Raw genomic sequence first — 11,752 nt, forward strand, 5'->3', positions numbered from 1 at the left:
GCACCCGGCCTTCCCTGCGCCCTCTTTCATTCGAGGGTGAGCCGACGAAGCAAAGCTCGGGCGAAATGAGCCGCGAGGATGCGGAGGTGTGTCTGCGGGGCCGTAGGCCGTAGGATGGGTAGAGCGAAGCGAAACCCATCATGCTTCCGCGCAAATAAAAGTGTGATGGGTTTCGCTTCGCTCTACCCATCCTACGAGCCGGGCCCCGGCTCTGCGCAGCAACGCCAAGAGCGTTGCAGCGCGTCCGGGACACAAGAGTGCTCCGCCCCTTCTTTGCATGCTCCTCCGCTCTTGTAACAAAACCGTCATGCAGCGAAACTAAACGAAGCCGGGGGCCGCGGTTGGCGGCCAGGCTGCCTCGCAGGGAGAGATTTTATGCGCCGTTCACTGGTGTTGCTGTCGGCCGGACTGACAGTGCTGTCCACCGGGCTTGTCTCCACCGGACTTGCCTCCGCCGAGAACAACACGCCTCGTAACCTGATCCTGTTCATTCCGGACGGTCTGCGGGCGTTGAAAGTCACACCGGAGACGGCCCCCGCGATGGCTGAGGTCCGCGACAAGGGTGTCAACTTCAAGAACTCGCACTCCCTCTTCCCGACCTTCACCATGGCCAACGGCTCGGCGATGTCGACCGGGCATTATCTCGGCGATACCGGTGTGTTCTCCAATACGATCTGGACCAACTACACCTCCGTCCCCGCCGGCGACACCGTGGTCCCCTTCATCGAGAACGACGCCGTGCTCGGCGACATCGACGAGCATTTCAAGGGCGACTATCTCAACGAAGAGACCATCCTGAAGTTGGCCCGCGACAAGGGCTACAGCACGGCCGCCCTTGGCAAGCATGGCCCGACCTATCAGTTCGATCACACGGACAAGCCCGAAAAGGCCGGCCTGCATTCGGTCGTGTTCGACGATGCCACCGGCGGCAAGATCGGCGTGGCGCTGTCGGACGAGGTCAAGGAAGCGCTCACCAAGGCCGGCCTGCCCCTCGCCACGCCGCCGCGCGGCGACAACTCCAAGGCGGGTGATGCCAAGACGCCCGGCACCACTGTCGCCAACGTCGCGCAGCAAGCCTATTTCGCCGACGTCGCGGCCAAGGTCGTGCTGCCGATGTTCAAGGCGCGCAACAAGCCGTTCGTGCTGGTGTTCTGGTCGCGCGACCCGGACGGCAGTCAGCACAACACCGGTGACAGCCTCAACCAGATCATGCCCGGCATCAACGGGCCGACCTCGATGGCCGGCATCAAAAACGCCGACAACAACCTCGCCCAGCTCCGCAAGGCGCTGGACGATCTCGGCCTCGCCGCCAATACCAACATCATGGTCCAGGCCGACCACGGTTTCTCGACCATCTCCAAGGAAAGCAAGACCAGCCCCTCGGCCAAGGTCAGCTATGACGACACGCCGAAGGACTTCTTGCCGATGGGCTTCCTGGCGCTCGACCTCGCCAAGGCGCTCGACCTGCCGCTGTTCGACCCCAACGACAAGAACGCTGCCGTCACCGGCAACGCCCATCCGAAGGCCGGCAACGGCGTGCTCGGCAAGGATCCGGAAAAGCCCGATCTCGTCGTCGCCACCAATGGCGGCTCCGACCTGATCTATCTGCCGAACAAGGACAAGAAGCTGGCGGCCAAGACCATCAAGACGCTGCTCGAGCAGGACTACGTCTCCGGCCTGTTCGTCGAGGACTCGCTCGGCCGCTTCCCCGGCACCTTGCCGCTGTCGAGCATCAATCTGCGCGGCAAGGCGGCGACGCCGACACCGGCGATTGTCGTCAACTTCCGCTCCTATGCCAGCGACTGCGGCGATGCGCCGACCAACTGCTCGGTGCAGGTCGCCGACACGGTTCTGCGCCAGGGCCAGGGCATGCATGGCAGCTTCAGCCGTGGCGACACCATGAACTTCATGGCTGCCATCGGTCCGGACTTCAAAGCCGGCTATGTCAGCGAGATCCCGGTCAGCAATGCCGACGTCGGCATGACCGCCGCCCAGCTCCTGGGCCTGCGCGGCGCGCAGAACGGCGGCCTGGTCGGCCGGGTGATGTCGGAGGCCCTGCCCAACGGCATCGTGCCGAAGGCGTACAAGGGGGTCGAGAAGTCGAAAAAGTCCGAGAACGGCTTGGTCACGGTGCTGAACTTCCAGCGCGTCGGCAGCCAGCGCTATTTCGACACTGCCGGTTTCCCGGGCCGCACGCTCGGCCTCGAGCCGGAGACCGGCAAACAAAAAACGGCGGGGAAATAACCCCGCCGCTTGATGGCGTCCTCAATCGAGACGCGAAATCGTTACATGCCGATGTCGAACACGTTCGGCAATTGGCCCGCCAGAGGCAGCGCGGTGGCGCCCAGGAAGGTCGCCACCATCGCCATCAGGCGACGATTGCCCTGGCGCTTGCCACGCATCTGGCCGGCGATCCATTCCAGCATTTCGCTGTTGACCTTGGAAGCATAGGACGGCGCCCAGCTCTCGATATCGGTCTCGGCCGACAGCGCGACGCTGCGCGGCGGCACCTTCAGGCCCGAGGCGCTCGCGGCATGATGGGCCACCGCCTTGGCGAGGAGGTCGTCGAACCGGCCGCCATCGGTGCGTTCGGTTGCGGCTTCGTTGATCTCGAAAAGCGCTTCGGCCTCGGTGCGGCTGACAGGCAGATCGTTGACGGCTGTGGCGGTCAGGATGCGGGAGCACCAGGCGGTGTCATCGGCATCGAGCGAGCGGGAGAAGTGCACCCTCCCCTTGGTGGTCGGGCCTTCGCCCGTGATCACGCCATCGCGGACGATGGACAGGGCATGGGCCGAGGTATCGCGGCAGGACGGTTCGAGGGACGGCGAATCAACAGACTTATGCGCAGCGGCAGACATAGTTCACTTCCAGATTTCTTCTGATCGACCAGCATTTTCATGCGGGCGTAAAGGGGTGGTTAATGATTCGATACGGGGATCGCGACTTTTTGAGATGGTTGCCAATTGGTCGCTATCAGGACCATTTTGGTTCTAGCAAGCGCCGGGCCAGCGTGATGCGGGTCATAAAAGGCTTTATCGCGGCAATCGAGACCGTGCGGCTCCGGTGGAGATGTTTCGCCGCAGGCGCCGCTGTAACAAAAAAGTGCTAGGAAATCAGGCCTTCAAAGAAGGAATTCACATTTTACTTGAAGCGGTTCAGTTGGCGTTCACTTGGGGTCACGGAGACCCTATACTGAGCGCGTTGGCCATAGCTGAATTCTCAAGTAAATTCAATGCGATGAGGTAGAACCATGACACTTCCGATCGGCGCCACTGCACCCGATTTCGAAGCCGAGACCACTGAGGGAAAGATCAAGTTCCACGACTGGATCGGCGATAGCTGGGCGCTGCTGTTCTCGCACCCGAAGGACTTCACGCCGGTTTGTACGACCGAGCTCGGCGCGCTCGCCAAGCTGAAGCCGGAATTCGACAAGCGCGGTATCAAGCTGATGGGCCTTTCGGTCGATCCCGTCGATCGTCATTCCAAATGGTCGGAAGACATCAAGGAGACGCAAGGCACGGCTCCGAACTATCCGATGATCGGCGACACCGACTACAATGTGTCCAAGCTGTACGGCATGTTGCCGGCCGCGATCTCGGGCGATCCCCTCACCCGCACCGCCGCCGACAACCAGACCGTCCGCAACGTGTTCGTCATCGGGCCGGACAAGAAGATCAAGCTGGTGCTGGTCTATCCGATGACCACGGGGCGGAACTTCCAGGAAATCCTGCGCGTCATCGACTCGCTGCAGCTCACCGCCAAGCATCGCGTCGCAACCCCGGCCGACTGGTCGCAGGGTGACGATGTCATCATCGCGGGCTCGGTCTCCAACGACGAGGCCAAGACGATCTATCCGCAGGGCTGGAAAGAGCCGAAGCCCTATATCCGGATCGTGCCGCAGCCGAAGTGACCCAATTGCTGTTGCGGGGGCGATGCGTCAGCATCGACCCCGCAATGACGATGCCGGATCATACACTCGCTCAGGCCGCATGCACCCGGTCCAGAAAACCGTCGACCTCGGCCTTCAGATGCAGGCTCTCGCCCGACAACGCCTGGGCGGAGGCGAACATCCGGCTCGAGGTCTCCCCGGTCTCGCTGGCGCCCTTGGCGGCGTGGCGGACATTCACGGCGACATCGGCCGTGCCGGAGGCGGCAGCGCGAACGCTGGCGGCAATGTTTTGGGTGGCGCTCCTCTGCTGCTCGACCGCGGTCGAGATCGAGCCGGCGATGCCGCTGATACGCTCGATGGTCTGGCCGATCGCCTTGATGGCGGCCACCGATTCCTCGGTCGCAAGCTGCATGCTGGCGATCTGGTTGGAGATTTCGTCGGTCGCCTTGGCGGTCTGGCCGGCGAGAGTCTTGACCTCCTGGGCCACCACAGCGAAGCCGCGGCCGGCGTCGCCCGCGCGCGCGGCCTCGATGGTGGCATTCAGCGCCAGCAGGTTGGTCTGTTCGGCGATCGAGGTGATCAGCTTGACGACGTCGCCGATGCGCGCGCCCGCCTCGGAGAGCTGCGCCATGCGCTGATCGGTCGCCTCGGCCTGCCGCACCGCCTCCGCGGAGATATCGTTGGACTCCTGCACCCGGCGGGTGATCTCGGAGATCGACTGGGACAGCTCGTCGGAGGCCGAGGCTGCCGAGCGGACGTGCTCGGAGGCGTCCTCGGAGGCGCCGGCCGATTGCGCCGAGAGGTCGGCGGTCGCGCGTGCAGCGTCGGTGAGTTGCCGCGCCGTCCGCTCGAATTCGCCTGACGATGTCAGCACCTTGTCGAGAATGCCGCCCACGCTGCCGCGGAACTGCTCGACGAAATTGCGCAGTTCCGCCTTGCGCTGCTCGACTGCTGCAGCCGAAGCCGCCGTCTGCTCGCTGCGCATCCGCGCCCGCTCCTGCGAATTGCTCTTGAACACCGCGACCGTGCGGGCGATCTCGCCGATCTCGTCGGCACGATCCTCGCACGCGATCGCGACGTCGCTCTCGCCGTTCGCCAGCGCCGTCAGCGAGCGCGTCACCGAGGTGAGCGGCTTGGTGACGCGGCGGACGACCAGCAAGGTGAGGGCCAGGACCAGCAGCGCGGCAACGCCGGCCGCAATGGCCATGCTCTCGATCGCCTGGGCCAGCATGCTCTCGAATTGCGCCATGGGGATGCCGACATAGAGGATGCCGGCGACCTTGCCGGTCGCATCGGCGACCGGGAAATAGGCGGTCATGAAGGATTTGCCGAACAGCGTGGCCGGGCCCTTGTAGGCCTCGCCACGGCGCAGCAGCGGCTGCGCCGGATGGTCGGCGGCAAGCTGGGTGCCGACGGCGCGGTCGCCGTTTTCCTTCTTCACATTGGTCGAGCGTCGCACGTACTGCCCACTCGTATCGTCGAACACGAACAGGGTCGCGTTGCCCCCGACATAGGACACCGCGCGATCGACGATGGCGTGATCCCTGAAGTCCGGCATCTTGGGAATCTCGGCGCGCGCTACCACGCCATCCCGCATCGTGATCCTGGCGTCGGGAACGATTTCGGCAAAGGCCAGCGCGAGCGTGCGCAGATTGACCTCGATGTCGCGCAGCGCACGATCATTGAAAGCGGAGCTGAGCGACCAATAGCCGGCGCCGACCACGAGCGCCGTATTCATGGCGATCAGCAGCACGGCGCACAGGACCGCCTTGGTGCCAAGTCTGAATTGCGGCAGAAACTTCGCGGTTGCTCGTCCGTACATGAATGGAATGACTCCTGTAATTCCTGCATATTCGTGCAGTTGGCTTACGGTCACATTAACGACGGTTCCCACCGCGACATGCTTTCCAAATCGTTAACGAGGACACCCTGATCACGCCGAGCGCTCCGCCCATCATCGTCTGGTTTCGCGACGACCTCCGCCTGTCCGACCACCCCGCCCTCCACGCTGCCGCCAAGACCGCTGCGAAGACCGGCGCGCCGGTGATCTGCCTCTACGTGCTGGACGATTCGGCCGGGCGAGCACCGGGCGCGGCGGCGCGCTGGTGGCTGGCGCAGTCGCTGCGGGCGCTCGGCGCCGACATGGCCGCGCGCGGCGGATCGCTGATCCTGCGCAAGGGGCCGGCGGCCAGGGTGATCACCGGGGTCGCGCGCGAGAGCGGAGCCCGCGCGGTCTACTGGAACGGAATCGCGCAGACGCCGCATCAGGCGGTTGAGCGGCAGCTCGAAGCGGCGCTGGCAAAGCTCGGCATGGACTCGCAAAGTTTCCCCGGCGACTTGCTGGCCCCGCCCGCTGCGATCCGCAACAAGGAAGGCCGGGGCCTCCGCGTGTTCACGCCATTCTGGCGGCGGCTGCTTTCGCTCGGCGATCCGCCAAAGCCGCTGCCGGCACCGAAGGAGCTGCGCCCGGCGCCGACGCTCGCCAGCGACGCGCTGGAGAGCTGGAAGCTCGAACCCACCAAGCCCGATTGGGCCGGCGGCCTGCGCGAGACGTGGACTCCGGGCGAAGCCGCCGCCCGCGCCCGCCTGCGCGACTTCCTCAGGCACACCGCGCTCGGCTATATCGGCGATCGCGACCGCCCGGACCGCGAGGGTACATCACACCTGTCACCGCATTTAAGGTTCGGCGAGCTCAGCCCGCGCCAGATCTGGCACGCGGCGCGGTTCGCCGCGGCGGAGAATCCCGCGCTCGGCCCCGGCATAGAAAAATTCCTCAGCGAACTCGGCTGGCGTGAGTTCTGCCGACACCTGCTCCACGACCATCCCAACCTCGCGACCGAAAACCTGCAGGCGAATTTCGACGGCTTCCCCTGGAAGCCTGACGCCAAGGCGCTAGCCGCCTGGCAGCACGGGCGCACTGGCTATCCCATCGTCGACGCCGGCCTGCGCCAGCTCTGGCACACCGGCGTGATGCACAACCGGGTGCGGATGGTCGTCGCCTCGTTCCTGGTCAAGCACCTGCTGATCGACTGGCGCGACGGCGAGAGCCGGTTCTGGGACACGCTGGTCGATGCGGATGCCGGCAGCAATCCCGCCAATTGGCAGTGGGTCGCCGGCTGCGGCGCCGACGCCGCGCCCTATTTCCGCGTGTTCAATCCAACGCTCCAAGGCGAGAAGTTCGACCCGGACGGAGCCTATGTGCGGCGCTGGGTGCCGGAGCTGACGGACGTGCCGGGCAGTCTGATCCACCAGCCCTGGCAGGCGACGCCGATCGAACTTGCAAGCGTCGGCGTCACGCTCGGCAAGACCTATCCGCAGCCGATCGTCGACCACGCGAAGGGGCGCGAGCGCGCGCTCGCCGCCTACGCAAAGATCCGCAAAGGTTGAGCGTTGCTTTGACACAATTATGAAACCCGTTATCGTCATCGCTCCATACAAACCGTGGGGGACGATATGGACGACGATAAGCCGATCACCGAACAGGCGATGGACACGATCACCACCGCCGTGGAAGCGACCAAGGACGCGGCTGTCACCGCCGTCAAGAAGGTCAGGAAAGCCGCCAAGAAGGTCGCGAAGAGAGTAGCGCCGAAGAAGGCTTCGAAGAAGAAGGCCAAGAAGGCTGCGAAGAAGACTTCGAAGAAAGCTGCCAAGAAATCCTCGAAGAAGGCGGCCAAGAAGAGCGCGAAGAAGGCCACCAAGGCATCTGCGAAGAAGGCTTCCAGGAAAGCGACCAAGAAAGCAGCCAAGTCGAAAAAGAAGGCCAAGCGCTGATCGCAACGCTCAAGTCTCCGGGTGCGACGCGCCCGGAGACGGCTTCTCGATACCCTACCCTCGCCGCTTGGCTGCACGCCGGCCGGGGTGATGTTTGCCTTGCGGATCACGGAATTCGCTGCGATGGCCGCGCCGGTCCTCGGCCTTGAAGCGCTGCCGCTTCGCAGGTGAGCCGAACACCCTGATCACCTTCCTGCCGTTGACCTTCTTGATGACGTAGCCGCCCTCGGTCATCGAGAATGGCGCCTTCAGCGTTCCCTTGTGGTCGAACTTGGTGCCTGGGGGATGCTTGAACGGCTCGAACCAGGACGGGTAGACGAAGTTCGACATCTCGAAGCCGCTGACGCGGAAGGAGTCCTCCTCCACGGCGTCGCAGACCTCATAGGCATATTGGGTGTTCGGGTTCTTGTCGGCCCAGAGATTGGCCATGGGGTCGAGCACCATCTCGAACAGCTCGTGCGAGGCCGCCACGCTGACCGGCTCGTTGCCCAGCGCCTTGACGAAGATCTTCGAGATCGGCTGCCCGCGATGCGTCAGCTCGTGGCGCCCGAGCATGTTCTTGTGCGAGGCGTCGTCGAAATAGACCAGTTGCCAGTCAGTCGACTTCGGTTTCCGCGTGACATAGAGATCGACCGGATAGCCCCACACCGGCAGGAAGTGCTTGTCGTAGCATGTCTGCAGCGCCGCAGTGAGCTTGGCCATTTCGCGGCCGCTGATTGTCGGCTCCGCGTAGTTGATGCAGGCAATCCGGACCGGCTTGAGGGACCTGCCGAGTAGCGCGCGTCTCGCCTTCTTCATGGAAATCACCGTGTGAAAGGGAAACTGAAATGCGTTCAGCCTAACACGACCGTGCCGCGCACGTCAGGGAGGTATTCCGGCGGTCCGGCCCGGAAACCTAAATGCGCCGGTTGACCACGAACACCGCGGCCGCGCACATCGCCATGCCGGCAATCGCCAGCGCGTCGAGCTTCTCTCCGAACAGCACGTAGGCCATCAGCGCCGTGACTGCGGGCACGAGGTAGAAGAGGCTCGCGACTGAGGTCGCCGCGGCGTGGCGGATCAGCCAGTACAGCAGCCCGATCGACCCGATCGAGAGCGCCACGGCGAGCCAGGCGAGCGCGAGCACGAACTCCCGCGTCCAGTGCACCACGCGGTCCTCGAACAGGAAGGCGCCGACCGCGAAGAAAATGGTGACGGAGACATATTGCACGAGATTGCCGGCGCGCCAGTCGATCTGGTTGCAGTAGCGGCGCTGATAGAGCGTGCCGAGCGTGATGCTGATCAGCGCGACCACCGAGGCGAGCCAGCCGAGCCCGGCTTCGCCGGTCATGGGACGGTTGTGCAGAATCAGCACGACGCCGCCGAGGCCGAGCACGAGCCCAGCCCATTGCACCGGCGTCACCCGTTCGCCGAGCCAGCGGTTGGCGATGGTCGAGGTCAGGATCGGCTGCAGGCCCGGAATCAGCGCGGAGAGCCCGGCCGGAATGGAGTGCGCGATCGCGATTGCGGTGCCGCCGAGATAGAAGCCATGGACGAGAATGCCGGCGACTGCGCTGTGGGCGATGCCGATGCGATCCGGCCATTTCGGTCGCGCGACGGCAGCGATGGCCGCCATCAGACCGACCACGATCGCCATGCGGATGGCGAGGTAGGTCAAGGGATCGGCGTTGTTGATGACGTATTTGGTGCCGATGAAGCCGGTGCTCCAGAGCACGACGAACAGGATCGGCGCGGCGCGGGCGGTCAGGGCTTCTTGATGATGGTCCATTGCCGCCCTCATTGCCCCAATGGGGGCCGATGCGGCAATGCGAATTTCGGCGAATCTCGTCTTGGCGATGCTGCGCTGCGACGGGCAGCGACGGCTTAGATCAGCCGCTCACCATTCGTCCGGACAGGGATCGATGATCTTCCAGAGCTCGACGCCGTTCTTGATCTTCTTCATGTCGGTGGTGAGCCCGCCATTGCGGCGGATCCAGTCCTTCACTGTGTCGGGATAGTACCCCATCAGGTCGGACGTTCCCTCCGCGCTGGTGACCTTGATGCCGAAGGTGAAGGCCTTGTCGTAGTAGGCCTGGTGGAAGCCGAGGCTGGCGCGCGGCGTCACGCAGATCTTGTTCATCGGCACAATGCCGAGCACCAGGGTGCAGGCCGAGTTGCAGATACCGTCGATGATGACGCGCTCGCCCTTCTCGCGGACGCGCTTGTACTTGGACTTGTACTCCTCGACATAGCCGCCGTGGTCGCGAGTGATGTGCAGCTCGGCGCGCGCCGGCGTGGCGGCGGCGACGGAGAGCAACAGCAGACTCAGAAGCGTGATGCGCATGGCGAGGTGGCGGCGAACGCCTTCAGGTATGGACCGGCCTGGGAGGGACCCCCAAGGGAACGTTCAGGGACCGGCGACAGGATGCTAAATCGAATTCTGTTTGGTCATGCTTGTATGGGGAATTCGTTAAGCATCCTGAAAAGGCCAAAAATGGGCAGGCTTCGACCGCACTTCGGGTAATTCTGTCACACCCACCCGGGAATCTGCGGGATTGGCCCCCCTTTCCCGCCGCCGGACGGGTGTCCCAGCGGCCCGAAATGGCTATAACCGACCGACCTATTCGTGCGGGTTCCGGAGAATCGAGATGAGCAAATTGAAGCTTGTAGCCGCGGTTGCTGCCCTGTCGGCCGCAATCCTCGCCCCCAGTCTTGCGGAGGCGCGGGGACATCACCGGTACCACCGCTACTACGCCAATCCGCTGCCCTATCCGATCAGCTACGTGCACAATTACGGGCCCGGCATCACCCCCGGTACCTTCGCCTTTTACGACGGCCCGTCGACCAACCACTGCTACCAGAGCGCGGCTGCCTATGTCGGCCAGGACCGCCGCCGGCACCCCTGCTACTGAGGGGCGCTGCCGCCTCCTCCGCGGGCATCCCTATCCACGGGCGCCCGAGAGCAGCAATTGCTTCTCGATCTTGGAGACCGGCAGCTTGACGAGGTCCTTGCCGGTCTCGCTCGGAAAGTGCCTTGCGCACCACATCGGAATAGTCGGCTCGGATCATGCCGAGCGCGCGTGGTCAGGCCACCGTGGTCAGGGTCTCGCCCGCGCTGACGGCGGCATCGCGCCGGCCAGTCACCCCTTGTCCCGTCGCATCTTGTCCATCGCACAGCTCCAATCACCATGCGGGCCTGCTCTTCGCATCCCGCGAGGGACTTCCCAAGGCGACAAGTCTAGGGAGGAAGCCGCACCAGTGAATTGCGCAGGATCAAGCATGGCGGCGATGTCCTGCGGGGCAATGGCAGCGCATGCGAAGCATTGGTCAGGCGCTCGAACCTGGGATACTCTGGCGGAGCTGAAGGTCAGGCCTGCGGCGGATTGGCTGAAGATTTGTTCATCAGCATTACATTTCGGTTCCGCCACAATTTGATCAGAACAACTTCGATATCCTGTATTGCGTAAGCGGAGGAAGACAACATGAATCTCAAGATTGGCCTCGTCGCCGCGTCCCTGTTCGGTGCCTTGTTTGGTGCCTTGGCGGCACCGCCGGCGGCGTCCGCCATGCCCATCGCGCCAGCACCTGCCGTGCCGCAGGTCTCGGACGTCGAGCAGGTCCGTATGGTCTGCGACGCCTGGGGGCGCTGTTTCTGGCGTCCGAACTATTATGGCTATTACGGCGCACCGGCGCCCTATTACGGTCCCCGATATTATGGGCCGCGCCGCTACTATGGCGGCCCGGGCTATTACGGGCCGCGCTACCGCCGCTGGTGATATCTGAAGGGGCCCTCGGGGCCCCTTCGCTTTTGCGAGACCGGACTGCCGATGCGCGTTCGCGGTTGGCCCGGCGCGATTCCAAAAACTGATCTAGCTCAAAGATCGAATTCGCGGTGCGGTCATTCTACGCCGATGGCGGATTTCATCGTTTTCCGATGCCCCCCAGACAGGCATGAATGTGCAGACGCATCTCGAGAAGCGGCCAAAGCTCGAACGAAGGAAGGCTCGAAGCGCGGAGCTTTCGAGTCCTTCACCTGCCCCGCATGCATCCCTCCATTCATCGGCTCGCCTCCGGCCCGCCGATGAGTCGCGACCGTTGACGGTGACATTG

Annotated in this window: 11 protein-coding genes and 1 pseudogene; 6 read left to right on the plus strand and 6 right to left on the minus strand. The window is 64.0% G+C overall.

Annotated features, from left to right (window positions below; genetic code table 11):
* Positions 1-375 precede the first annotated feature (375 nt).
* Positions 376-2,244 carry an alkaline phosphatase family protein gene (locus IVB31_RS18260; protein ID WP_247324834.1) on the plus strand — a complete coding sequence of 623 codons (1,869 nt, stop codon included), beginning with the start codon at positions 376-378 and terminating at the stop codon, positions 2,242-2,244.
* A gap of 41 nt (positions 2,245-2,285) precedes the next feature.
* Here IVB31_RS18260 and IVB31_RS18265 read toward each other — a convergent pair whose 3' ends face one another.
* Entirely contained in the window at positions 2,286-2,858 is a 573-nt protein-coding gene (locus IVB31_RS18265; protein WP_247324835.1) for a hypothetical protein, read from the minus strand.
* A gap of 392 nt (positions 2,859-3,250) precedes the next feature.
* On the opposite strand from IVB31_RS18265, the gene IVB31_RS18270 reads away from it, so the two are divergent.
* Positions 3,251-3,910: a peroxiredoxin gene (locus IVB31_RS18270; RefSeq protein WP_247324836.1), complete on the plus strand. Its 660-nt coding sequence runs from the start codon at positions 3,251-3,253 to the stop codon at positions 3,908-3,910.
* 70 nt (positions 3,911-3,980) lie between these two features.
* Here the strand turns inward: IVB31_RS18270 and IVB31_RS18275 are convergent, their stop codons facing one another.
* Positions 3,981-5,711 carry a Cache 3/Cache 2 fusion domain-containing protein gene (locus tag IVB31_RS18275; protein WP_247324837.1) on the minus strand — a complete coding sequence of 577 codons (1,731 nt, stop codon included), beginning with the start codon at positions 5,709-5,711 and terminating at the stop codon, positions 3,981-3,983.
* A gap of 107 nt (positions 5,712-5,818) precedes the next feature.
* Here IVB31_RS18275 and IVB31_RS18280 point away from each other — a divergent pair, with 107 nt between their 5' ends.
* Both IVB31_RS18280 and IVB31_RS18285 read left to right on the plus strand, forming a co-directional pair.
* Entirely contained in the window at positions 5,819-7,276 is a 1,458-nt protein-coding gene (locus tag IVB31_RS18280; RefSeq protein WP_256464330.1) for a deoxyribodipyrimidine photo-lyase, read from the plus strand.
* A 66-nt stretch (positions 7,277-7,342) separates the two neighbouring features.
* The gene (locus IVB31_RS18285; protein WP_247324839.1) at positions 7,343-7,663 is read left to right on the plus strand and encodes a histone; all 321 of its coding nucleotides are present in this window, start codon (positions 7,343-7,345) and stop codon (positions 7,661-7,663) included.
* Positions 7,664-7,717: 54 nt separating this feature from the next.
* Here IVB31_RS18285 and IVB31_RS18290 read toward each other — a convergent pair whose 3' ends face one another.
* The 3 genes from IVB31_RS18290 to IVB31_RS18300 all read right to left on the minus strand — a co-directional run bounded on the left by IVB31_RS18290 (position 7,718) and on the right by IVB31_RS18300 (position 9,986).
* The gene (locus IVB31_RS18290; RefSeq protein WP_247324841.1) at positions 7,718-8,461 is read right to left on the minus strand and encodes a hypothetical protein; all 744 of its coding nucleotides are present in this window, start codon (positions 8,459-8,461) and stop codon (positions 7,718-7,720) included.
* A 97-nt stretch (positions 8,462-8,558) separates the two neighbouring features.
* The gene (locus tag IVB31_RS18295; RefSeq protein WP_247324843.1) at positions 8,559-9,431 is read right to left on the minus strand and encodes a DMT family transporter; all 873 of its coding nucleotides are present in this window, start codon (positions 9,429-9,431) and stop codon (positions 8,559-8,561) included.
* A gap of 108 nt (positions 9,432-9,539) precedes the next feature.
* A complete protein-coding gene (locus IVB31_RS18300) occupies positions 9,540-9,986 on the minus strand; it encodes a hypothetical protein (protein ID WP_247324846.1) in 447 nt (148 codons plus the stop codon).
* Positions 9,987-10,290: 304 nt separating this feature from the next.
* Here IVB31_RS18300 and IVB31_RS18305 point away from each other — a divergent pair, with 304 nt between their 5' ends.
* Complete coding sequence (locus IVB31_RS18305; protein ID WP_247324848.1) at positions 10,291-10,554, plus strand: hypothetical protein; 264 nt, start codon at positions 10,291-10,293, stop codon at positions 10,552-10,554.
* Between the two features lie 30 nt (positions 10,555-10,584).
* On the opposite strand, the pseudogene IVB31_RS18310 reads toward IVB31_RS18305, so the two are convergent.
* Positions 10,585-10,792, minus strand: a pseudogene (locus IVB31_RS18310) (host attachment protein); the annotation flags it as partial.
* Positions 10,793-11,124: 332 nt separating this feature from the next.
* Between IVB31_RS18310 and IVB31_RS18315 the strand changes: the two are divergent.
* Positions 11,125-11,418, plus strand: coding sequence for a hypothetical protein (locus IVB31_RS18315; RefSeq protein WP_247324850.1), 294 nt, complete (start codon positions 11,125-11,127; stop codon positions 11,416-11,418).
* Positions 11,419-11,752: the final 334 nt, after the last annotated feature.

It is taken from the genome of Bradyrhizobium sp. 21 (genome assembly GCF_023073335.1).
In the GTDB taxonomy this organism is placed as follows: Bacteria; Pseudomonadota; Alphaproteobacteria; order Rhizobiales; family Xanthobacteraceae; genus Bradyrhizobium.

Bases quoted from the DNA above. Each gene is read 5' to 3' on its own strand.
- IVB31_RS18290 (WP_247324841.1), bottom strand. From the start codon at position 8,461: ATGAAGAAGGCGAGACGCGCGCTACTCGGCAGGTCCCTCAAGCCGGTC.
- IVB31_RS18275 (WP_247324837.1), bottom strand. From the start codon at position 5,711: ATGTACGGACGAGCAACCGCGAAGTTTCTGCCGCAATTCAGACTTGGC.
- IVB31_RS18270 (WP_247324836.1), top strand. From the start codon at position 3,251: ATGACACTTCCGATCGGCGCCACTGCACCCGATTTCGAAGCCGAGACC.
- IVB31_RS18285 (WP_247324839.1), top strand. From the start codon at position 7,343: ATGGACGACGATAAGCCGATCACCGAACAGGCGATGGACACGATCACC.
- IVB31_RS18305 (WP_247324848.1), top strand. From the start codon at position 10,291: ATGAGCAAATTGAAGCTTGTAGCCGCGGTTGCTGCCCTGTCGGCCGCA.
- IVB31_RS18260 (WP_247324834.1), top strand. From the start codon at position 376: ATGCGCCGTTCACTGGTGTTGCTGTCGGCCGGACTGACAGTGCTGTCC.
- IVB31_RS18265 (WP_247324835.1), bottom strand. From the start codon at position 2,858: ATGTCTGCCGCTGCGCATAAGTCTGTTGATTCGCCGTCCCTCGAACCG.
- IVB31_RS18315 (WP_247324850.1), top strand. From the start codon at position 11,125: ATGAATCTCAAGATTGGCCTCGTCGCCGCGTCCCTGTTCGGTGCCTTG.
- IVB31_RS18295 (WP_247324843.1), bottom strand. From the start codon at position 9,431: ATGGACCATCATCAAGAAGCCCTGACCGCCCGCGCCGCGCCGATCCTG.
- IVB31_RS18300 (WP_247324846.1), bottom strand. From the start codon at position 9,986: ATGCGCATCACGCTTCTGAGTCTGCTGTTGCTCTCCGTCGCCGCCGCC.